The organism is Sphingomonas glacialis, assembly GCF_006439055.1.
Taxonomy (GTDB): domain Bacteria; phylum Pseudomonadota; class Alphaproteobacteria; order Sphingomonadales; family Sphingomonadaceae; genus Sphingomonas; species Sphingomonas glacialis_A.
Window position 1 is genome coordinate 135,921 of the sequence record NZ_RCZC01000001.1, and the last position, 21,102, is coordinate 157,022.

Below are 21,102 nucleotides of genomic sequence, written 5' to 3' on the forward strand. Positions count from 1 at the left end.
CCCTGATCGCGACGATGCTCTTCGCCGCCGCCCCCGCGCACGCCGACGACATCTCCGCCACCGCGCGCAGCGTGGTACGCGTCGTGACGATCGCGATCGTCGATGATGAAGTCGTCGGCTTCGGCCATGGCAGCGGCTTTGCGGTGGCGCCCAACCGGATCGTTACCAACGCGCATGTCGTCGAACTGCTGTCGCGCTATCCCGGCAATGTCGTGATCGGCATCGTGCCGTCGGAGGGCTCGAAAAGCTATCAGGGCAAGGTCATCGCGCTCGACACCGCGCACGATCTCGCGCTGATCGAATTTACCGGCAAGCCGATCCCGACCAGCGCGATCTACACCGGGCCGGTCGACGAAGGCAGCCTGGTCACCGCGCTCGGCTATCCCGGCAATGTCGATATGGCGACCGCGAAATCGGCGGTCGACTACATCCATCCGCTCTCGCCGATCCGCTCGGAGGGCGTGTTTTCGGGGCGGCGGCAGATGTCGGGCACCGCGGTGATGCTCCACACCGCGCAGATCGCGCGCGGCAATTCGGGCGGGCCGCTGCTCGATCCGTGCGGGCGCGTGATCGGCGTCAATTCGGCGATCACGCGCGGCGAGGAAGGCGATTCGAGCTTCGGCTTCGCGATCGCCAATAGCGAGCTCACCGCCTTCCTGATCCGCGCCAAGCAAAGCTATGCCGCGGTCGGTACGCCGTGCACGAGCATCGCCGACATCGACAAGGTCGACGCGCAGGCCGAGGCCAAGGCGGCCGCCTTGGCCGACGAAGCGCGGCGCACCGCTGCGGGCAAGGCGCTGGTCGCGCGCGACGCCGCGTGGATCGCCGCGCGCGACGCCGCCGATCGGCACCGCGAAAACGTCATGGCGATCGCCACTTTGCTCCTCGTGCTCGGCGCGATGGCGATCGGCCTGGGCGGACTGCTCGATGCGCAGGCGCTGCGGCGTGGCGCGATCTGGGCGTGGGGGCTTGGCGCCTTGATGATGGTGGGCGCCGTCGTGCTCTTCCTGCTGCGCCCGACCGGCACGCCGATGCTTGCCACCAACGAAACCGCGAAGATCGACGCGCCTGTCGCGCCGATGTCGTCGAGCGTACCGCTCGGCAAGATGGTGTGCAGCTTCGTCCCCGAACGCAGCCGCGTCGTGTCGTCCTCGACCGAGGACACGGTGATCGACTGGGGCCAGGCCGGCTGCATGAACGGCCGCACGCAATATGCCGAGAATGGCAGCAAATGGGACCGCATCCTGGTGCCCGCGCAGGAGCAGACCGTGTCGGTGCTGCAGTTCGATCCGGCGACGCGCCGCTATGTCACGACGCGGTACTTCCTCGGGTCCGACCAGATGGACGAGCTACGGAAAATCCGCTCGCAGGTGACGCTCAAGGCGTGTTCGCCGGATGAGGCCGGGCGCGCCAACCTCGCCTCGCAACAGGCGGCGATCCGCACGAGCCTGCCGGCACGGCCCAACGAGAAGATCGTCTATCAGTGCACGCCCGCGCCGGCCGGGGCGTCCAGCAGCCCGACGCCGTCAGCCGGCTGAGCCGCGGTCGATCCGCGCGGCGAAACAGCCCGGCTTGGCATTGTGCGCGTGGAGATAGGCGATGGCGGGGTCGGCGAAGAAGCGCTCGATCGCCGCGACCAGATCGCGGCCCTCGACCACATCGGCGTCGCGCATCATCCCTGCGGCGTCGAAGGCACGCAGCGACAGCAGCCGGATCGCCAATTGCCGCGGCACGTGGTCGACATGATACGCCGCCTGCGCCTCGCCTTCGCGCACGAAGATCGCATGGCGCGCCCGGTACGGCGTATCGACCGGGAGATGCTCGTAATTGAGCAGCAAGACCGACTCGCCGACTACGGCATCCTCGAGCGAGACGCGGCACGGAAAGCCGGGGCTGGCATCGACGGTCATCCGCAGCGCGCCGTGCTCGCGCAGCGCCGCATCGGACAGGCCGTAGAGCGGGACGAATGGCGCGGGGTCGATCCCGCGAAGGACGAAGCCACTCACTTCACCCCCTCGCGGTCGCGCAGCGCGACCTTGCGGTCGATCCCATAGGCATAGCCGCCGAGCGTCCCGTCGCTGCGCTGCGCGCGGTGGCACGGCACGATGATCGAGACCGGATTGGCGCCGCACGCGCTCCCCGCAGCGCGGACCGCCTTGGGATTGCCCGCGGCGGCGGCGAGTTCGGCGTAGCTGCGCGTCTCGCCCAAGGGGATTTCGCGCAGCGCCTGCCAGATCGCCTCCTGGAACGCCGTCCCGCGGACGTCGAGCGGCAGATCCTGGTCGCGCTCGGGCGATTCGACGCTGGCGACGACCTGCGCGGCGAGATCGGCCAGCGCCGTGCCGCCGGGGACGATTTCCGCGCGCGGGAAGCGTGCCCGCAACGCACCGTCATCCTCGTCGAACGAGACGCGGCACAGCCCCGCATCGGTCGCCGCGACGAGCACCGCACCGAGCGACGTCTCGGCGAGGATCCAGCGGATCGTCACCCCCTCGCCGCCACGCTGCCACGCGCTCGGGCTCATGCCGAGCCGCTTGGCGCCGCCTTCGTAGAAGCGGCTCGGCGCCGAATAGCCGGCCTCGTAGAGTGCTGCCGTCACGGTGCTCTCCTCGGTCAAAGCGCGCGCGGCACGGCCCGCCATCAACCCGCGCGCGTAAGCGGCAGGCGTCACGCCCGTCGCGCGCTTGAACAGGCGGTGGAAATGATGCGGCGCATAGCCGACCTGCGCGGCGATCGTGTCGAGCCCGACCAGTTCCTCGGCCGCCTCGATCAGCGCGATCGCGCGCGCCACCGCGATCCGGTCGCGCCCGACCTCGTCGGGGGTGCAGCGCAGGCACGCCCGGAACCCCGCCCCCCGCGCTTCCTCGGGCGTGCGATAGAAGTCCATATTCTCGCGCTTGGGGCGCCGCGCCGGGCAGCTCGGCTTGCAATAGATGCCGGTGGTCTTCACCGCGCCGACGAAGCGGCCATCGGAATGCCGGTCGCGCGCCTCGAAGGCGCGCCAGGCGGCGTCTGGGTCGAGCGGGAGGCGCGGCGTGGTCATGCAAGCGTTGTAGCCGCACGCTCACGCCGCGCCATCCCGGCGCTTGCGCTCAAAGCGAAGCGTCAGCCTGCGTTAGCGGCGAACAGCTCGAGCGTGCGCGCCTTGGCGAGCTTGGCGCTCTCGGCGTCATAGGCTTCGCGCCGGTCCGAATTGAAGCCGTGGCCCGCTTCGTAGACATAGACCGTCGCGTTCGGCCACTCCTTGGCGATGACCTTCTCGACGCCCTCCATCGGGATGCCCTGATCCTCGCGGCCGAAATGGAGGATGACGGGAACCTTGGGCTCCTCGTCGGCGGCGGCGGGCACCATGCTGCCGTAATAGGCCGAAGCCGCCGCGACATTGTGCATCCGCGTCGCCGCGAACCACGCGACCGAACCGCCATAGCAATAGCCGACGACGAACACCGGCCCGGCCTTGGCCAGCGCATCGACACAGGTCTGCACGTCGGCGAGGCTCAAATCGAACGGATGGACTTCGCGCGCGAGCTTGATGCCTTGCGCCATGCCCTCGGCATCGTGATCGGCCTCGAAGCCGGGATGCTCGCGGTCGAAGATCGCGGGCGCGAGCACTTCATAGCCGTCCGCGGCATATTCGTCGCACAGCGCACGGATATGCGCGGTGACGCCGAAGATCTCCTGGACCAGCACCAAGCCGCCCTTGCGGGTGCCGCTCGGCTGCGCGTGATAGACGCCGATCGTTGCGCCATCGGACATCGTCATCTGCTGCATCTGGCCGGTCATTTTACTCTCCGTCACTGTCGCCCCCGCGACCGCGCCGCTAGCAACATTGCGGCGTGCACGGAAGCGCGATCAGGCGGCGCGGACGTCGGCCATCAGCTGGTTGATCTGCCCGCGCAGCCGTTCGACGCTGCCCGCGACCTCCTCGGCGGTGCGCGTCACGTCGTCCGACGTCTGGCGCGAGCGTTCGGCGCGTTCGCGCAGCGTCTGCATGTTGGCGGCGGCGTCGGCAGTGCCGTCCTCGACCTCGGCGATGGCATAGGCGATCGCCTGCGTCATCCCGCGCTGCTGGTCGACCGCATGCGCGACATTGGCCGACGACTGGTCGAGCTCGGCGACCAGCCCGTCGACCGATTCGATCGTCGCGAGCACGGTGTCGCTCGCGGTGCGCACCGCCGCGAGCCGTGCCTCGATCCGCCCCGCCGCGGTCTGCGTCTGGCGGGCGAGCCCCTTCACTTCCTCGGCGACGACGGCGAAGCCCCGCCCCGCCTCGCCCGCGCGCGCCGCCTCGATCGTCGCGTTGAGCGCGAGCAGATTGGTCTGCCCGGCAACCGCGGCGATCATGTCGAGCACTGCGGCGATCTCCGCCACGAGCGCCCCCATCGATTCGGCATGGCCGCGCCCCTCGAGCGTGCGCTCGCGCACCGTCGCGACGCCCGCGCGCGATTCGTTCGCCGCACGGCTGATCTGCTCGATCGCGCCGGCAAGCGCGGTGGCCGATTGCGCGATCGTGCGCGCATTGTTCGCGCTCTGCTCGGTCAGCGCGGCGGTTGCCATCGCATGTTTCTCGGTCGTCCCCGCCTCGCTCGACATCGCCGCGGCGGTCTCGCGCAAGGCCGGGCCGGTCGAGGCGAGCTGGCGCACCGAAAGCCCGGCCGCGCGCTCGAACACTTCGAACAGCGAATCGAGATAGGCGGCGCGCTTGGCGCGCGCGGCATCCTCGCGCCGCTCGCTGGCATAGAGCGCGTCGGCGGTGTGGCGGGCTTCCTCGCTCAGCCGGCGCGCATCGGCCGAGCGTTGCCGCGCAAAGGCGAGCGCGCGGGCGATGTCGCCGATCTCGTCGCTGCGGTCGAGCGCAGGGATCGGCGCGTCGGCACGTTCGAGCGTGATGTCGCGCGTCGCCTCGGCGATCAGCGCGAGCGGCCGTTCGACGCGCAGGCTGAGCATCCGCATCCCCCAGAATGCGACGAGCAACGCCACCACGGTCACGAAGGCGACGAGCAGATAGACCTCGACGAACCCGGTATCGAGTGCCGCGCTTTCGCGCGTCGCATCAGCGCGCAGGTCGGTCATCAGCGTGGTGCTCGACGCGGTCAGCGGATCGATCGCGGCGTAGAGCGGCCCGCTGACGAAGAAATCGAGCTGGTCGAGCCGCCTGGCGCGCAGCAGGTCGAGCAAGCGGTCGAGCGCGGCATCGGCCTCGTGCCGCGCCGCGGCGACCTGCGCGACCTCGCCCGCCCGCCGGGTGTCGAGCCTGTGCTGCGTGAACGCCGCCCAGTTCGTTGCGATCTCGGCGCGCGTCGCCTGGATCGTCGCGACCGCGCCGGTCGCCGAGAGATTGCCGCTGCGCACCTTGTGCGCGGTGAGCAGTGCGGTCGCGTAGCTGGCGTTGACGCGCTGCAATTCGCCGATCGGATAGAAGCGATCGACCACCAGCACGCTGACGCGGTGGCTCGTCGCCAGCGTCGTGCCGATCAAGGCGAGCGCGAGCAGCGCCTGGATCGCCAGCAAACCGCCGACGATCCGCCGCAACTGCATCCGCAGATTGCGCCCGCCAGCGTCCCAGCGCGCAGCAATACGATCGATCCAGAAGCGAAACAGCGGGATGTGCGGAGCGAAAGCGATTCGTTTCATGTCCGACATTATTGTCGGAAAGCTCCCAACCAATGGTTAAGCGATTATTACAGTTACGTGAAAGCAACGCCTTGTTGAGGGCAATAGGGCCGCTTTGTGCGCATGGCTTGCAAGCGACCCGAGCCGATGCTAACCGCTCGCCATCCCATCTGAAGGCGCATTCCCCAGCGCCCTCTTTTTGCATGGGGCCACCAATCGTGCCCAAGAGGACCTCAATCGCGTGGAAGCATCCGGCGGTATTCAAGCAAGCTTAAGCGGCCGCTATGCCACCGCTTTGTTCGAGCTCGCGCGTGACACCAAATCGATCGACGCCGTCGAGGCGAGCCTCGGCCGCGTCCGCGCCGCCATCGCGCAGTCGAGCGAGTTCGCGCAGCTTATCGGCAGCCCGGTCGTCTCGCGGCAGCAGGCGGCCAAGGCCGTCGCGTCCGCCGCCGAGATGATCGACGTCGATGACACGACCGCGAAGTTCCTCGGCGTGCTCGCCGACAATCGGCGCCTGTCGCAGCTCCCCGCGATCATCCGCGCCTTCCGCGACCTGGCGGCACGCCACCGCGGCGAGACGACCGCCGAAGTGACCTCGGCGCATCCGCTCACCGAAGAGCAGGTCGAGGCGCTCAAGCAGCAGCTGCGCACCCGCATCGGCACCGACGTTTCGGTCGATCTTTCGGTCGACCCCACCCTCCTCGGCGGTCTGGTCGTCCAGATCGGCTCGCAGCGGATCGACAGCTCGATTCGCACTCGTCTCAATGCTCTCGCGCACGCGATGAAAGGTTAAGTCATGGATATCCGCGCCGCAGAAATCTCGAAGGTCATCAAGGACCAGATCGCCAATTTCGGCACCGAAGCGCAGGTTTCGGAAACCGGCCAGGTGCTCAGCGTCGGTGACGGCATCGCGCGCATCTTCGGGCTCGACAACGTCCAGGCGGGCGAGATGGTCGAATTCTCGAACGGCGTGCAGGGCATGGCGCTCAACCTCGAGGCCGACAATGTCGGCGTCGTGATCTTCGGGTCGGACTCGCAGATCAAGGAAGGTGACGTCGTCAAGCGCACCGGCACGATCGTCGACGTCCCCGTCGGCAAGGCGCTGCTCGGCCGCGTCGTCGATGGCCTCGGCAACCCGATCGACGGCAAGGGCCCGATCGAGACGACGCAGCGCAGCCGCGTCGAAGTCAAGGCACCGGGCATCATCCCGCGCACCTCGGTCAACGAGCCCGTCCAGACCGGCCTCAAGGCGATCGACGCACTCGTTCCCGTCGGCCGTGGCCAGCGCGAGCTGATCATCGGCGATCGCCAGACCGGCAAGTCGGCGGTCGCGATCGACACCTTCATCAACCAGAAGGCAGCGCATCAGGGCGACGACGAGTCGAAGAAGCTCTATTGCATCTACGTCGCGGTCGGCCAGAAGCGCTCGACCGTCGCACAGCTCGTCCGCACGCTGACCGAGCAGGGCGCGATGGATTACTCGATCGTCGTCGCGGCAACCGCGTCGGACCCTGCCCCGCTGCAGTTCCTCGCGCCGTACACCGGTTGCGCGATGGGCGAATATTTCCGCGACAACGGCATGCACGCCGTCATCGTCTATGACGATCTGTCGAAGCAGGCCGTCGCCTACCGCCAGATGTCGCTGCTGCTGCGCCGCCCGCCGGGCCGCGAAGCCTATCCGGGCGACGTGTTCTATCTTCACTCGCGTCTCCTCGAGCGCGCGGCCAAGATGAACGACGCCAACGGGGGCGGCTCGCTCACCGCACTGCCGATCATCGAGACGCAGGCGGGTGACGTGTCGGCCTACATCCCGACCAACGTGATCTCGATCACCGACGGCCAGATCTTCCTCGAGACCGACCTGTTCTTCGCGGGCATCCGTCCCGCCATCAACGTCGGTCTGTCGGTGTCGCGCGTCGGCTCGGCCGCCCAGACCAAGGCGATGAAGAAGGTCTCGGGCTCGATCAAGCTCGAGCTCGCGCAGTATCGCGAAATGGCGGCGTTCGCGCAGTTCGGCTCGGATCTCGATGCCTCGACGCAGAAGCTGCTCAACCGCGGTGCGCGTCTGACCGAGCTGCTCAAGCAGGCGCAGTTCGCGCCGATGCCGTTCGAAGAGCAGACCGTGTCGATCTTCGCTGGCACCAACGGCTTCCTCGATACCGTGCCGGTCAACGCGGTCGTCCGCTACGAGCAGGCGATGCTCGCCGAGATGCGCAGCAGCCACGCCGCTCTCCTCACCGACATCCGCGACAAGCGCGACCTGTCGAAGGAGACGACCGAAGCGCTGAAGACCGCGCTCGGTGCGTTTTCGAAGACGTTTGCGTAAAACCAACCACGTCGCCCCGGCGCAGGCCGGGGCCGCTCAGTAACAGAGCGATCCCGGCCTTCGCCGGGATGACGGCAAAGGGAAGAACGAGTTGGCAAGCCTAAAGGCCCTCAAGATCCGCATCGGCTCGGTGAAGTCGACGCAGAAGATCACCAAGGCGATGAAGATGGTCGCCGCCGCCAAGCTGCGCCGTGCCCAGGAAGCGGCGATCGCGGCGCGTCCCTATGCCCTTCGCCTTGAGCAGGTGATGGCGAGCCTCGCCTCGAAGGTGACCGTCAGCGAATCGAGCCCCAAGCTGCTCGCCGGCACCGGCAAGGACCAGGTCCATCTGCTGGTCATCGCGACCTCGGAGCGCGGCCTCGCAGGCGCGTTCAACTCGAACATCGTCCGTGCCGCACGCCGCAAGGCGGAAGAGCTCGAGCGCGCGGGCAAGACGGTGAAGTTCTACATCGCCGGCAAGAAGGGCCGCGTGATCAAGCGCTTCTTCCCGACGCAGATCCTCACCGATCACGAGATGAGCCACATCAAGACCGTCGCCTTCGTCGATGCCAAGGCGATCACCGACGATCTGATCGCACGCTACGAAGCCGGCGAATTCGACGTCGCGCATCTCTTCTACGCCCGCTTCCAGTCGGCGCTGGTGCAGGAGCCGGTCGGCCGTCAGATCATCCCGGTCGCGCTGCCGTCCGCGGCGAACGACGTTGCCGCGACTTCGGCGACCGCCGCGGTCGAATATGAGCCAGACGAGGAATCGATCCTCGCCGAGCTGCTGCCGCGCAACATCGCGATCCAGATCTTCGGCGCGTTGCTCGAAAATGCCGCGTCGGAGCAGGGCAGTCGCATGACCGCGATGGACAATGCGACGCGCAACGCCGGCGACATGATCAATCGCCTGACGATCCAGTACAACCGCAGCCGCCAGGCCGCGATCACCACCGAGCTGGTGGAAATCATCTCCGGCGCCGAAGCGCTCAAGTAGTCGATACGAGGAAAGCATCATGGCAACCGCCCCAGACACACTCCCCCCGGTCGCGACCACCAACAGCGTCGGCCGTATCAGCCAGGTCATCGGCGCCGTCGTCGACGTCACCTTCGAGCAGGATCGCCTCCCCGCGATTTTGAACGCGCTCGAGACGTCGAACAACGGCAACCGCCTCGTGCTCGAAGTCGCGCAGCATCTCGGTGAGAACACTGTCCGCACGATCGCGATGGATTCGACCGAGGGTCTGACCCGCGGCCAGGAAGTCACCGACACCGGCTCGCAGATCCGCGTTCCCGTCGGCCCGCAGACGCTCGGCCGCATTCTCAACGTCATCGGCGAGCCGATCGACGAGCGCGGGCCCGTCGGCCACACCGAGACGATGCCGATCCACGCACCGGCTCCCCTCTTCGTCGATCAGTCGACCGAGAGCGCCATTCTGGTCACCGGCATCAAGGTCATCGATCTGCTCGCTCCTTATGCGAAGGGCGGCAAGATCGGCCTGTTCGGCGGCGCCGGCGTCGGCAAGACCGTGCTCATCCAGGAGCTGATCAACAACATCGCCAAGGGCCATGGCGGCACCTCGGTGTTCGCGGGCGTCGGCGAGCGTACCCGTGAGGGCAACGATCTGTACCACGAGTTCCTCGACGCAGGCGTCATCGCCAAGGATGCCGACGGCAATCCGACGCCTGAGGGCTCGAAGGTCGCGCTCGTGTTCGGCCAGATGAACGAGCCGCCAGGCGCGCGTGCACGCGTCGCGCTCTCGGGCCTGACGATCGCCGAATATTTCCGCGACGTCGAAGGCCAGGACGTTCTGTTCTTCGTCGACAACATCTTCCGCTTCACCCAGGCGGGTTCGGAAGTGTCGGCACTGCTCGGCCGTATTCCGTCGGCAGTGGGCTATCAGCCGACGCTGTCGACCGACATGGGCGCGCTGCAGGAGCGCATCACGTCGACCAACAAGGGCTCGATCACCTCGGTGCAGGCGATCTACGTTCCGGCCGACGATCTTACCGATCCGGCTCCGGCAACCTCGTTCGCCCATTTGGACGCGACGACCAACCTCAACCGCGCGATTTCGGAGCTGGGCATCTACCCGGCCGTCGATCCGCTCGACTCGACCAGCCGCGTGCTGACCCCGGCGATCGTCGGCCAGGAGCATTACGACACCGCCCGCCGCGTTCAGGAGACGCTGCAGCGCTACAAGTCGCTCCAGGACATCATCGCGATTCTCGGCATGGACGAGCTGTCGGAAGAAGATAAGTCGACCGTTTCGCGCGCTCGCAAGATCCAGCGCTTCCTGTCGCAGCCGTTCCACGTCGCCGAGGTCTTCACCGGCATCAGCGGCAAGTTCGTCCAGGTCGAAGACACCGTGAAGTCGTTCAAGGCCGTGGTCGACGGCGAGTACGATCACCTGCCCGAGAGCGCCTTCTACATGGTCGGCGGGATCGACGAAGTGATCGCCAAGGCCGAGAAGATGGCCAAGGAAGCGTAAGCTACCCCTTACTAGCCCGCTCCCGCCTTCGCGGGAGAGGGTTGGGTGAGGGTCTTCTTCTTCGCCGCACTCCGGACAGGAAGAAGACCCTCACCGACTTCGACTAGGCCCGCCTGAAGAAGGCGGCCCAAGTCTCCGTAGCCTCTCCCGCGCGCGGGAGAGGACCAGGAGAAGGACAAGACATGCTGCACTTCGAACTCGTCACCCCTGAAAAGCTCGTCCGGTCGGAAGAGGTCTATATGGTCGTCGTCCCCGGCACCGAGGGCGATTTCGGCGTGCTCGAAGGCCATGCGCCCATCATGTCGACGATCCGCGACGGCGCGCTGTCGGTCTATCGCACCGAAAAGGGCGAGCCCGAGCTGATCGCGATCGAAGGCGGTTTCGCCGAAGTCAGCGCGACCGGCCTCACGGTGCTCGCCGAGCGCACCGCTTAAGTTTTACGCTCTCCCGCGATCGGGCACTGTCATCGTCATGATGACGGTGCCCTTTTCGTTTTAGCGGTCCGCGCCACCCGGGCGCGCGGTTTGGTTAGGAAAATGTCAAACACTCTCCCCTAACGCTTGTCGCCAAGCATGAGGAAACTGGCGGCATGAGTGCATTTGGGCGTCGACCTGGCATGACGGGCGCAGGCGCGAGACCCGCGTTCGGCGTCGCGCGCCCGATGCAGGGCGGCGGTTCGCGTCCCGCCGATGGCGAAGCGGCGCCCGGCGCGGGCGAGCAGTTCCCCCCGCTGCCGAGCGGCGCAGAACCCGAAGCGTTCGGCACGATGCCGGGCATGCAGCAGGACGCGATGCAGCGCCTCGCCGACCGCCAGGCGCTATCCGGCGAATCGGGCAGTTCGAGGGTCGAGGGCTTCGAAAGCTCGATCCACAAGATCAAGGAGCAGGTCCTCCCGCGGCTGCTCGAACGCGTCGATCCCGAGGCGGCGGCGACGCTCGACAAGGACGAACTCGCCGAGGAATTCCGCCCGATCATCGGCGAAGTGCTCGCCGAGCTGAAACTCACGCTCAACCGCCGCGAGCAGTTCGCGCTCGAAAAGGTGCTGGTCGACGAACTGCTCGGCCTCGGGCCGCTCGAAGAATTGCTCGCCGATCCGAACATCACCGACATCATGGTCAACGGCCCCGAGCAGACCTATGTCGAGCGCAAGGGCAAACTCGAGCTCGCGCAGATCCAGTTCCGCGACGAGGAACACCTGTTCCAGATCGCGCAGCGCATCTGCAACTCGGTCGGCCGGCGCGTCGACCAAACCACCCCACTCGCCGACGCCCGCCTCAAGGACGGCAGCCGCGTCAACGTCATCGTGCCGCCGCTGTCGCTGCGCGGCACCGCGATCTCGATTCGTAAGTTTTCCGCCAAGCCGATCACGCTCGACATGATGGCGGGCTTCGGCTCGATGTCGCCGAAGATGGCAACCGCACTGAAGATCGCCGGCGCGTGCCGCTTCAACGTCGTCATCTCGGGTGGTACCGGCTCGGGCAAGACGACGATGCTCAACGCTTTGTCAAAGATGATCGACCCGGGCGAGCGCGTGCTGACGATCGAGGACGCGGCCGAACTCCGCCTGCAGCAGCCGCACTGGCTCCCGCTCGAAACGCGCCCCGCCAACCTCGAGGGCCAAGGCGAGATCAGCATCCGCGATCTCGTCAAGAACGCGCTGCGTATGCGCCCGGATCGCATCATCCTCGGCGAAATCCGCGGCAGCGAGTGTTTCGACATGCTCGCGGCCATGAACACCGGCCACGACGGTTCGATGTGTACGCTCCACGCCAACTCCCCGCGCGAGGCGCTCGCGCGTATGGAGAACATGGTGATGATGTCCGACATCAAGGTGCCGAAGGAAGCGATCTCGCGTCAGATCGCCGATTCGGTCGAGATGATCATCCAGGTGAAGCGTCTGCGCGATGGCTCGCGTCGCGTCACCAACGTCACCGAGGTGATCGGCATGGAAGGCCCGGTGATCGTCACGCAGGAGCTGTTCAAGTTCGAATATCTCGACGAATCGGCCGACGGGAAGATCATCGGCGAATATCGCTCGATGGGCCTGCGTCCCTATACGCTCGAAAAGGCGCGGACCTTCGGGTTCGACCAGGCGTATCTCGAGGCGTGCCTGTAAGGCGGCGCGAAGCTGGCCGGTGCTCGCGGGAGCGGCGGCTGGATCGCTTTGCGCCCTTGTGCTTTTGTGTCAAAAATTCTTCCTCATCTACGGCAGAGGGAAGAAGAAGGTGACTCAAACGAAGGCACCAAAAGGAAGGATTACGGTGTTGCGCGGCGCGCCGCGAACCTGCGCCAAGCGCAAAAGCTGCGTGGCAAAGATCGTACCACTATCGCCGTTCTATCCCACCAGAGGCGTCCGCAAAACCGGCCATTCTGCCAATGTAATTACTACGAGACCGGCGGGTGCATTTTAAGCCAGTCCGCCTCTGAATATTCTACACAATCCCTCTCGGTAGAGCAGTGCAACCGAGCTTCCATTTCGCGGCGCACACGGAGAACTTCTGCACAGTTCGCGTGTGGTTCGGGGACGAGCGCAGTGACAGGACGGGGATTCAATGATCGCACCTGATCTAGATAGTCGTTGAGGGTCGGCCGATCGATTGCGACACCGTTCCAAAGGATCGCCGACGGAGACAACACAAGACGGTTGTATGTCATCAACTCGCCAGTCTCAGCCCCACTCGCGCTCCAAATGGGCTGACCGCCACACAGGTCTTTTGAATAGCTCGCGGGATTTTGACGCTTAATAGGTACAGAGTTGCACCCGGCGACAATCAGCGCGAGTGGCAGGCACGTTCCGCAGACAGACCACCGATTAGGAAGCATTTTGCTACGCTAACAGAGATGTGGCCGCTTTCAATGGGGAGAGGCCAAGAGCAAACTATCGCCTCTTCACCGCCATAAGACAGAGCCTCACCGGCGCCACGCCAGCGCCGCGCAAAGCGCGGTCGCCACCAGCGCGAGGACGTGGAGGGTGCGCCAGTCGATCCAGCCGACCGCGTCGAGGTCGTCGCGCCGCTGCCGCCGCCAGTCGGCGACGCCTGCCCAAACCGCGACGAGCATCGCACCCGCCGCACCGATCCACCACCCCATCGCCGAATCAGTCGCCGAGCTTCTCGATCTTCTCGTTCAGCCGGCCGAGCTCGGCCTTGAGCGCGGCGATCTCGTCATCCTTGCTCATCGCGGCAGCTGGAGCAGGCTTTGCCGCCCCACCGGGCACCGCGCCGGGCTTGAACGCCGCGGTCGCCGCTTCGAACATCGCCATGTTCTGCTTGGCGATCTCGGCGAACGGCGTGTTGGCGAAGGGCGACTGCGCGAAAGCCCCCTCGACCGCCGACTTGAACTGCTGCTGGTTGTGGCGGAAGCTGTCCATCGACGCTTCGAGATAGCCCGGCACCATCGCCTGCATCGAATCGCCGTACATCGCGATCAGCTGGCGCAGGAAGTTGACCGGCAGCATCGTCTGGCCGCGCTGTTCCTCCTCCATGATGATCTGGGTAAGGATATTGTGCGTGATGTCTTCTTCGGTCTTCGCGTCGAGCACCTTGAAGTCGCGCCCCTCGCGCGTCATCGCGGCGAGATGCTCGAGGGTGATGTAAGACGAGGTCTCGGTATTATAGAGCCGACGGTTCGCATACTTCTTGATCGTCACCGGGCCGTCGCCCGGAATGGTCTTTTTCATGCAGAAGGGCTCCCCGATATATGTTTGGCCAGATGCTACCACCAATTATTACCGCATCGCAACACGGCCCGCGCCCGCTGCCATTATTCCTCGAAATGCTGCTTGCCGAGACCGCGACCGCGCCCGAACGCCGCGCCGCAGCACTGGCGGGACTGCGCGCCTATCAGGACGCGCCGCGCGGCCGGGTGCGGAAACCGATGCCCGCGCGCTACCGAAAAGGGAAAGCGCGGCTGCGCGATTACGGCGCGAAAGGCGCCACCGGACGCGCGGTGCTGTTCGTCCCCTCGCTGATCAATCCGCCGCATATCCTCGACCTGCTGCCCGACGTTTCGCTGCTGCGCTGGCTCGCGGCGCAGGGGCATCGCCCGTTCCTGCTCGACTGGGGGACGCAGGCGCCGGCAGGCGGCACGCTCGACCTCGATGCGCATGTCACGCGCGTGCTGCTGCCGCTGATCGCGAAGTTCGACACGCCGCCGATTCTCGTCGGCTATTGCCTCGGCGGGACGCTGGCGCTGGCCGCGGCGTGTCTCACCGAGGTCGCGGGGTTGGCGCTGATCGCGGCACCGTGGCATTTTGCGGGGTTCGGGGCTGCGGCGCGCGCCGACATGGCGGGTCTTTGGGCATCGGCCAAGCCGGCGTGCGAGGCGCTGGGGCTGGTCCCGATGGAGGTGTTGCAGTCGGGCTTCTGGCGACTCGATCCCGCACGCACGATCGCCAAATATGAAGCCTTCGCCGCGATCGAGCCCGGCAGCGCCGCGGCGCAGCGCTTCGTCGCGATGGAGGATTGGGCGAATGGCGGTGCCCCCCTCCCCTATGCCGCCGGGCGTCAGCTGTTCGAGGAGTGCATCGCGCAGGACCTGCCCGGCAGCGGCGCCTGGCAGATCGCCGGCACCACGATCGACCCTGCGGCGCTGCGCTGCCCGACGGTCGATTTCGTCTCGCTCAACGACCGCATCGTTCCCGCCGCCACCGCCGCCAATCTTCCCGATCGCCACGATCTCGGCGCGGGACATGTCGGGATGATCGTCGGGCGCGGCGCGCGATCGCAACTTTGGGAACCGCTGGCGGGGTGGTTAAACGCCCTGCCCCCCGCTAAATAGCCGCCAGATCATTCCGCCGGAGAAGAGCCATGCAGGACATCGTCATCACCGCCGCCAAGCGCACGCCCGTCGGCAGCTTCCTCGGCGCCTTCGCCGCGACGCCGGCGCACGAACTCGGGCGGATCGCGATCGAGGCGGCGCTCGCGCAGGCAGGAGTCGCCGGCGAGGACGTCTCCGAAGTCATCCTCGGCCAGGTGCTGACCGCCGGCCAGGGGCAGAACCCGGCGCGCCAGGCCGCTATGGCGGCGGGCATTCCCAAGGAAATCCCCGCCTGGGGCGTCAACCAGGTGTGCGGCTCGGGCCTGCGCGCGGTGGCGCTCGCGGCGCAGGCGATCGCGTGCGGCGACGCGCGCATCATGGTCGCGGGCGGCCAGGAATCGATGTCGCTCAGCGCGCATGCGCAGAACCTGCGCGGCGGCACCAAGATGGGCAATGTCACGATGGTCGACACGATGATTAGCGACGGCCTGACCGACGTGTTCAACAACTATCACATGGGCATCACCGCCGAAAACCTCGCCGAGCAATATCAGATCAGCCGCGAGGCGCAGGACGTCTTCTCGGTCCGCTCGCAAAACCTCGCCGAGGCCGCGCGCGGTGCCGGCCGCTTCCGCGACGAGATCGCGCCGGTCACGATCAAGGGCCGCAAGGGCGACACGATCGTCTCGGACGACGAATATATCCGCGCCGGTGCGACGCTCGAAAGCGTTGCGGGCCTGCGCCCGGCGTTCAAGAAGGACGGCACCGTCACCGCCGCGAATGCGAGCGGCCTCAACGACGGCGCCGCCGCTTTGGTGCTGATGACGCGCGCCGAGGCCGAGAAGCGTGGGAGCCCGATCCTCGCGCGAATCGCGAGCTGGGCGTCGGCCGGGGTCGATCCGTCGATCATGGGAATCGGCCCCGTCCCGGCGACCCGCCGCGCGCTCGAGAAGGCCGGCTGGAGCATTGCAGACCTCGATCTGATCGAGGCGAATGAGGCGTTCGCGGCGCAGGCGCTGTCGGTCGGCAAGGAACTCGGCTGGGATCCCGAGCGCGTCAACGTGAACGGCGGCGCGATCGCGATCGGCCATCCGATCGGCGCCTCGGGCGCGCGCGTGCTGACGACGCTGCTGTACGAGATGGCCAAGCGCGATGCGAAGAAGGGGCTGGCAACGCTTTGTATTGGTGGGGGAATGGGGATTGCGGTGTGCGTGGAGCGGTGACGCTCTGATTGGGAATGGCGACGCGTCGTGCCCAGGCTAGGGGTGGCGACCGTCGCATTTCAAACGTGACATTTTGATCACATTCCCACGAAACCTTCATACTAGGTTCATGTTCGGCAACAGTAGGTATTGCGGCGGCCCTATATTTCTTATTTGTTACCCCCAATCGAGACGGCCGAACGCCGCCCGGTAAATGGGGGTTCAAGTGAAAATACACGCATTTCTGTCGGCAACGGCTCTTGGCAGCCTGACGCTCGCTCTACCCGCCGCCGCCTGGGCGGCCGAACCGGTTACGGCCGCCGCGGCCGTAGCTGCCGCACAAACCGAGCAAACGACCCCACCGGCCCCGGCGGACGGGACGTCCGCCTCGGAAGAGGACGATAGCAACATCGTCGTCACCGGGTCCCGGATCCGCTCGCCCAACGCCGAATCGAACGTGCCGATCACGTCGATCTCGAGCGCCGAGATCTTCCAGAGCGGCCGTGTCCAGATCGGTGACGTCCTCAACGATCTGCCGCAGCTGCGCTCGACGCTGAGCTCGCAGAACTCGCTCACCGGTTCGCTCGGTCTGCGCGGCATCAACGCGCTCGATCTGCGCGGCCTCGGCACGGTGCGTACGCTGGTGCTCGTCAACGGCCGCCGCGAAGTCGCCGCCGACATCGTCAACAACCGGGCGATCGTCGATACCAACACCTTCCCGACCGACCTGATCGAACGCGTCGACATCGTGACCGGCGGCAACTCCTCGGTCTACGGCTCGGACGCGGTCGCCGGTGTCGTCAACTTCATCCTCAAGGACAATTACGACGGGCTTCGCCTGCACGGCCAGACCGGCATCAGCAAATATGGCGACGGTGGCAACCAGTACATCTCGCTCGTCGCGGGCAAGAACTTCGCCGACGGACGTGGTAACATCGCCATCAACGCGGAATTCGCGCATCAGGAGCGGTACTTCGCCTCGGATCGCCCGGCTTTCTCGCACAATGACGGCTTCGTCACCGTCGAAACCGATCCTGCCGGATCGGTGAACGGCTCTGATGGCATTCCCGATCAGACCTTCTTCCAGGACATTCGCTCGAGCACGATCTCGCTCGGCGGTCAGCTCGGCTTCCGCTATTCGAACGCGGCGGCGCCGTGTGGCCTCGACGGCAACGGCAACGCCGCAGCGCGCTCCGCCTTCACCTGCACCTATCTGTTCCAGCCGGACGGTTCGCTGGTCCAGCAGACCGGTCAACGCGTCGGCATCGGGCCGAACGGCAGCTTCCTGTCGGGGAACGGCTATTCGGGTCGTGAACGCGAATTGGTGGCGCTGACGCCCGACCTCAAGCGCTATGCCTTCAACGCAACCGGTCACTTCGAAGTCGCGCGCGCGTTCGTGCCGTTCTTCGAAGCGCGCTTTGTGCGCACCGAGGCGTTCGGCTCGTCGAGCGGTCCGTTCTTCTCGCAGGGGCAGACGGTCGGCGATGCAACCACAGTGGCCGGCTTCACCGACGTGTCGTATTCCAACTCGGCGACCAACACCGTGGTCAACCGCGAAGGCATCCGGCTCGATAACCCCTATCTGTCGGCCCAAGCGCGCGGCGTCATCCAGTCGCAGCTCGTCGCGTCGGTGAATTCGGGCGTTAACCCCAATACCGGCACGGCCTATGGCACGACCGCGGCCGGCCTCGCCGGGCAGGCGGCGGCGCTGCGGCAAATCGCCGCCGGCACGTTCCGCTTCTCCAACCGTCGCAACTATCTCGACCTCGGCGTCCGCGACGAAGCCATCAAGCGCGACACCTACAAGGCCGTGATCGGCGTGCGCGGCGATTTCAACGATGATTGGCACTATGAAGTCTCGGCCAATTATGGCCGGCATGAAGAAACCAACATCATCGCGGGCAACATCAACGCCCAGCGCTTCCTGCTCGCCAACGACACGGCGCGCAACGCGGCGGGCCAGATCGTCTGCCGCTCGCAAATCGACCCGGCCTATGCCAACTCCCGCGCGGGCACGACCGGCACGCCGACCTCGACCAAGGCCGCGATCCTCGCCGCCGACGTCGCAGCCTGCGTTCCACTCAACCCGTTCGGCGAGGGCAACATCAGCGATGCCGCGAAGAACTATCTGACCTCCACCACGACGGCAGGCGGGCGCTCGACCCAGTTGGTCTTGAATGGCTACGTGTCGGGGGATTCGAGCCAGCTGTTCAGCTTGCCCGGCGGCCCGGTCGCCTTCTCGATCGGCGGCGAATATCGTCGCGAGACGCTGAAGTACACGCTCGATCCGGTGACCCAGGCCGGCTACAACTTCTACAACGCAATCCAGAGCTTCAACGCCCCGTCGTTCGAAGTGAAGGAAGCCTTTGGCGAGCTCCGACTGCCGATCGTCAAGGACCTTCCGCTGCTGCGCGAACTGTCGGTCACCGGTTCGGGCCGCGTATCCGATTACAAGGGTTCGGTCGGTACGGTTTACACCTACAGCGTTGGCGGAACGTATAAGCCGATCACCGACTTCGGCTTCCGGGGCTCCTATTCGACCTCGGTTCGCTCGCCCTATCTCGGGGATCTCTATTCGCCTGCGGGTCAGAACTTCGCGACGGTCACCGATCCGTGCTCGAACCGCAATCTGGCCAACGGCACGACCTTCCGCGTCGCGAACTGCAACGCAGCCGGCAAGCCAGCCAACTATGACTATGTCTACAGCAGCTCGCTCGAGATCATCAGCGGCGGCAACCCAAACCTGAAGGCGGAGACTTCCACCTCGCTGACGCTGGGCGGCGTATTCTCACCGCACTACGTTCCCGGTCTGACGCTCACCGCCGATTACTGGAACATCACGGTGAACAACGTCATCAGTTCCGTCGCAGCACAGACGATCCTCAACCTGTGCTACGACTCGGCGACGCTCAACAATCCGTTCTGCGGACTGTTCTCGCGCGCCGGCGCTAGCGGCGGCGCGCGTGGCGAACAGCAGTTCCGCGTTCTGGAAGGGTCGCTGCTGCAGTCTTCGGCGAACTTCGCCAAGCAGAAGGCCCGCGGCGTCGATTTCACGATGGACTACACGCACCAGTTCGACTTCGGGCGGGTGAACCTGAGCGGTGTGTGGACGCATGTCATCCAGCGCGACAACTACAACAACCCTTCGAATCCGTCGTTCAAGGATGTGATCTCGCAGGAACTCGGCGATCCGCAGGATACGTTCAACATCAACGCGAACGTCAAGCTCGGCGTCGTGACCCTCGGGTACGGCCTGCGCTGGATCGGCAAGCAGTATCTCGGCGCCTACGAGAACTATAACGGCGTTAACGGCCAGCCGCCGCAGAACACCGATCTCGCTCAGGTCGTCTTCTATCCAGCGACTGCCTATCACGATCTGCGCATCGGGGTTCAGGTCAACGACAAGTTCGACCTCAACCTGAACGTCAACAACGTCGGGAACACGCTCCCGCCTTATGGCCTCACCGGCTCGGGCAACGGCGCGATATACGACAGCCGTGGTCGGTACTTCTCCGTGGGCGTCCGCGCGCGGTACTGATCAAACACACGATCACAACGCGACGGCCGGGGCTCATGCCCCGGCCGTTTTCGTTTGTGGCCCGGCCGGCGTTCGAGGGGGATCGTCCCCGGCGGATGGTCGTGGGTCAGGGTGGTGCTATGCGGTCCAAACCCGCGCGAACCGCTGCCCCAACCCCGTCAGCAACTCATATTGCGACATGCCCGATGCGGCCGCAGCCGCCGGCAACGCATAGTCGAGCGAAACCCAATCACCCTCGACCAGCCCCGGCGCCGCCGCAACCGAGATCGCGGTCAGATCCATCGACACCCGTCCGATCACCGGCAGCGCTGCATCGCCGACGCGCGCGCACCCGGCATTGCTGAACCCGCGCCAATAGCCGTCGGCATAGCCGATATTGAGGATCGCCACCTCGGTCGCTGCCGTCGCCGTGAACAGCGCGTTATACCCAATCGACTCGCCCGCCGCGAGCGTACGGCGCTGGAGGATCTGTGCCTCGGGCGTCACGACCTGGTGTAGCACGCCCGCCAATTCGCCGCGCGGCACGCCGCCATAGAGCGCAAGCCCCGGCCGCGTCAGGTCGAAGGCATAATCGGCGCCGAGCGCGATCCCCGCCGAATTGGCGAGGCTCATCCGCCGCGCCGCGGTGCGTCCGCCGAGCTCGCGCAACGCCGTCGCTTGGCGCGCATTCATCGCGCTGTCCTCGTCGGCGCAGGCGAGATGGCTCATCAGCGTGTCGATCGCGAGCCCGTCGAGCAGACCGTCCTCCACCTCGGCGATCGAGACGCCGAGCCGGTTCATGCCGGTATCGACCATCACGTCGCAGCGCCCGCCACCGCCCTCGCGCCAGCGCGCGATCTGCGTGGCGGTGTTCAGCACCGGCCGCGCGATGCCGCTCGCGGCGGCCGCCATGTCCTCGGCGCGCGCGCCGTGCAGCACCGCCACGTCGAACCCGAGCCCGGCGAGGCGCTCGGCCTCGCGCCAGGTCGCGACGAAGAAATCGCGGCATCCAGCACCCGCTAGACGCTCGGCGACACCCGCCGCGCCGAGCCCATACCCATCGGCCTTGATCGCAGCACCACAGGCCGCCGCGCCGCTCAGCGCGTCGAGCGCGCGCCAGTTCGCTACGAGCGCGGCGGTGTCGAGGCGGAGGCGGAGCGGGGCATCGGTCATGCCAGAGCGGTTAGCCGCCGCGGCACGGCCGCGCCA

The 21,102-nt window shown here is 66.3% G+C and carries 17 protein-coding genes; 10 read left to right on the forward strand and 7 right to left on the reverse strand.

The window, feature by feature from the left end:
- Positions 1 to 14: 14 nt before the first annotated feature.
- Positions 15 to 1,538: a S1 family peptidase gene (locus EAH76_RS00655; protein ID WP_170207995.1), complete on the forward strand. Its 1,524-nt coding sequence runs from the start codon at positions 15 to 17 to the stop codon at positions 1,536 to 1,538.
- On the opposite strand, the gene EAH76_RS00660 is transcribed toward EAH76_RS00655, so the two are convergent.
- The 4 genes from EAH76_RS00660 to EAH76_RS00675 all read right to left on the reverse strand — a co-directional run bounded on the left by EAH76_RS00660 (position 1,527) and on the right by EAH76_RS00675 (position 5,634).
- A complete protein-coding gene (locus tag EAH76_RS00660) occupies positions 1,527 to 2,006 on the reverse strand; it encodes a DUF1203 domain-containing protein (RefSeq protein WP_140846746.1) in 480 nt (159 codons plus the stop codon). The genes EAH76_RS00655 and EAH76_RS00660 overlap by 12 nt on opposite strands.
- Entirely contained in the window at positions 2,003 to 3,043 is a 1,041-nt protein-coding gene (gene ada, locus EAH76_RS00665; protein ID WP_140846748.1) for a bifunctional DNA-binding transcriptional regulator/O6-methylguanine-DNA methyltransferase Ada, read from the reverse strand. Before ada ends, EAH76_RS00660 begins: the two co-directional genes overlap by 4 nt.
- Before the next feature lie 62 nt (positions 3,044 to 3,105).
- Entirely contained in the window at positions 3,106 to 3,783 is a 678-nt protein-coding gene (locus tag EAH76_RS00670; RefSeq protein ID WP_140846750.1) for a dienelactone hydrolase family protein, read from the reverse strand.
- 69 nt (positions 3,784 to 3,852) lie between these two features.
- Positions 3,853 to 5,634, reverse strand: coding sequence for a methyl-accepting chemotaxis protein (locus EAH76_RS00675; protein WP_140846753.1), 1,782 nt, complete (start codon positions 5,632 to 5,634; stop codon positions 3,853 to 3,855).
- A 220-nt stretch (positions 5,635 to 5,854) separates the two neighbouring features.
- On the opposite strand from EAH76_RS00675, the gene EAH76_RS00680 reads away from it, so the two are divergent.
- The 6 genes from EAH76_RS00680 (at position 5,855) to EAH76_RS00705 (ending at position 12,532) form a co-directional block, all read left to right on the forward strand.
- On the forward strand, positions 5,855 to 6,409 hold the full coding sequence (locus EAH76_RS00680; protein WP_133186361.1) for a F0F1 ATP synthase subunit delta: 555 nt from the start codon (positions 5,855 to 5,857) through the stop codon (positions 6,407 to 6,409).
- 3 nt (positions 6,410 to 6,412) lie between these two features.
- Positions 6,413 to 7,942 carry a F0F1 ATP synthase subunit alpha gene (atpA, locus tag EAH76_RS00685; protein WP_140846756.1) on the forward strand — a complete coding sequence of 510 codons (1,530 nt, stop codon included), beginning with the start codon at positions 6,413 to 6,415 and terminating at the stop codon, positions 7,940 to 7,942.
- 91 nt (positions 7,943 to 8,033) lie between these two features.
- A complete protein-coding gene (locus EAH76_RS00690; protein WP_140846758.1) occupies positions 8,034 to 8,921 on the forward strand; it encodes a F0F1 ATP synthase subunit gamma in 888 nt (295 codons plus the stop codon).
- 19 nt (positions 8,922 to 8,940) lie between these two features.
- Complete coding sequence (gene atpD / locus EAH76_RS00695; RefSeq protein ID WP_140846760.1) at positions 8,941 to 10,416, forward strand: F0F1 ATP synthase subunit beta; 1,476 nt, start codon at positions 8,941 to 8,943, stop codon at positions 10,414 to 10,416.
- Between the two features lie 182 nt (positions 10,417 to 10,598).
- Positions 10,599 to 10,850, forward strand: coding sequence for an ATP synthase F1 subunit epsilon (locus EAH76_RS00700; protein WP_140846761.1), 252 nt, complete (start codon positions 10,599 to 10,601; stop codon positions 10,848 to 10,850).
- Between the two features lie 182 nt (positions 10,851 to 11,032).
- Positions 11,033 to 12,532: a CpaF family protein gene (locus EAH76_RS00705; RefSeq protein WP_140848267.1), complete on the forward strand. Its 1,500-nt coding sequence runs from the start codon at positions 11,033 to 11,035 to the stop codon at positions 12,530 to 12,532.
- A 794-nt stretch (positions 12,533 to 13,326) separates the two neighbouring features.
- Here the strand turns inward: EAH76_RS00705 and EAH76_RS00710 are convergent.
- Both EAH76_RS00710 and phaR read right to left on the reverse strand, forming a co-directional pair.
- Positions 13,327 to 13,506 carry a hypothetical protein gene (locus tag EAH76_RS00710; RefSeq protein ID WP_140846763.1) on the reverse strand — a complete coding sequence of 60 codons (180 nt, stop codon included), beginning with the start codon at positions 13,504 to 13,506 and terminating at the stop codon, positions 13,327 to 13,329.
- Positions 13,507 to 13,513: 7 nt separating this feature from the next.
- A complete protein-coding gene (phaR, locus tag EAH76_RS00715; RefSeq protein ID WP_133186349.1) occupies positions 13,514 to 14,095 on the reverse strand; it encodes a polyhydroxyalkanoate synthesis repressor PhaR in 582 nt (193 codons plus the stop codon).
- Positions 14,096 to 14,127: 32 nt separating this feature from the next.
- On the opposite strand from phaR, the gene EAH76_RS00720 reads away from it, so the two are divergent.
- The 3 genes from EAH76_RS00720 to EAH76_RS00730 all read left to right on the forward strand — a co-directional run bounded on the left by EAH76_RS00720 (position 14,128) and on the right by EAH76_RS00730 (position 19,914).
- On the forward strand, positions 14,128 to 15,195 hold the full coding sequence (locus EAH76_RS00720; RefSeq protein ID WP_241659481.1) for an alpha/beta fold hydrolase: 1,068 nt from the start codon (positions 14,128 to 14,130) through the stop codon (positions 15,193 to 15,195).
- 29 nt (positions 15,196 to 15,224) lie between these two features.
- Positions 15,225 to 16,397 carry an acetyl-CoA C-acetyltransferase gene (locus EAH76_RS00725; RefSeq protein ID WP_140846766.1) on the forward strand — a complete coding sequence of 391 codons (1,173 nt, stop codon included), beginning with the start codon at positions 15,225 to 15,227 and terminating at the stop codon, positions 16,395 to 16,397.
- 205 nt (positions 16,398 to 16,602) lie between these two features.
- Positions 16,603 to 19,914, forward strand: coding sequence for a TonB-dependent receptor domain-containing protein (locus tag EAH76_RS00730; RefSeq protein ID WP_241659482.1), 3,312 nt, complete (start codon positions 16,603 to 16,605; stop codon positions 19,912 to 19,914).
- A 117-nt stretch (positions 19,915 to 20,031) separates the two neighbouring features.
- On the opposite strand, the gene EAH76_RS00735 is transcribed toward EAH76_RS00730, so the two are convergent.
- Entirely contained in the window at positions 20,032 to 21,066 is a 1,035-nt protein-coding gene (locus EAH76_RS00735; protein WP_140846771.1) for an alanine racemase, read from the reverse strand.
- Positions 21,067 to 21,102: the final 36 nt, after the last annotated feature.

Coding starts and splice junctions, on each gene's coding strand:
- phaR (WP_133186349.1), bottom strand. CDS start 14,095: ATGAAAAAGACCATTCCGGGCGACGGCCCGGTGACGATCAAGAAGTAT.
- EAH76_RS00700 (WP_140846761.1), top strand. CDS start 10,599: ATGCTGCACTTCGAACTCGTCACCCCTGAAAAGCTCGTCCGGTCGGAA.
- EAH76_RS00735 (WP_140846771.1), bottom strand. CDS start 21,066: ATGACCGATGCCCCGCTCCGCCTCCGCCTCGACACCGCCGCGCTCGTA.
- EAH76_RS00655 (WP_170207995.1), top strand. CDS start 15: ATGCTCTTCGCCGCCGCCCCCGCGCACGCCGACGACATCTCCGCCACC.
- atpD (WP_140846760.1), top strand. CDS start 8,941: ATGGCAACCGCCCCAGACACACTCCCCCCGGTCGCGACCACCAACAGC.
- EAH76_RS00725 (WP_140846766.1), top strand. CDS start 15,225: ATGCAGGACATCGTCATCACCGCCGCCAAGCGCACGCCCGTCGGCAGC.
- EAH76_RS00720 (WP_241659481.1), top strand. CDS start 14,128: ATGCTACCACCAATTATTACCGCATCGCAACACGGCCCGCGCCCGCTG.
- EAH76_RS00710 (WP_140846763.1), bottom strand. CDS start 13,506: ATGGGGTGGTGGATCGGTGCGGCGGGTGCGATGCTCGTCGCGGTTTGG.
- EAH76_RS00675 (WP_140846753.1), bottom strand. CDS start 5,634: ATGAAACGAATCGCTTTCGCTCCGCACATCCCGCTGTTTCGCTTCTGG.
- ada (WP_140846748.1), bottom strand. CDS start 3,043: ATGACCACGCCGCGCCTCCCGCTCGACCCAGACGCCGCCTGGCGCGCC.
- EAH76_RS00670 (WP_140846750.1), bottom strand. CDS start 3,783: ATGACCGGCCAGATGCAGCAGATGACGATGTCCGATGGCGCAACGATC.
- EAH76_RS00705 (WP_140848267.1), top strand. CDS start 11,033: ATGACGGGCGCAGGCGCGAGACCCGCGTTCGGCGTCGCGCGCCCGATG.
- atpA (WP_140846756.1), top strand. CDS start 6,413: ATGGATATCCGCGCCGCAGAAATCTCGAAGGTCATCAAGGACCAGATC.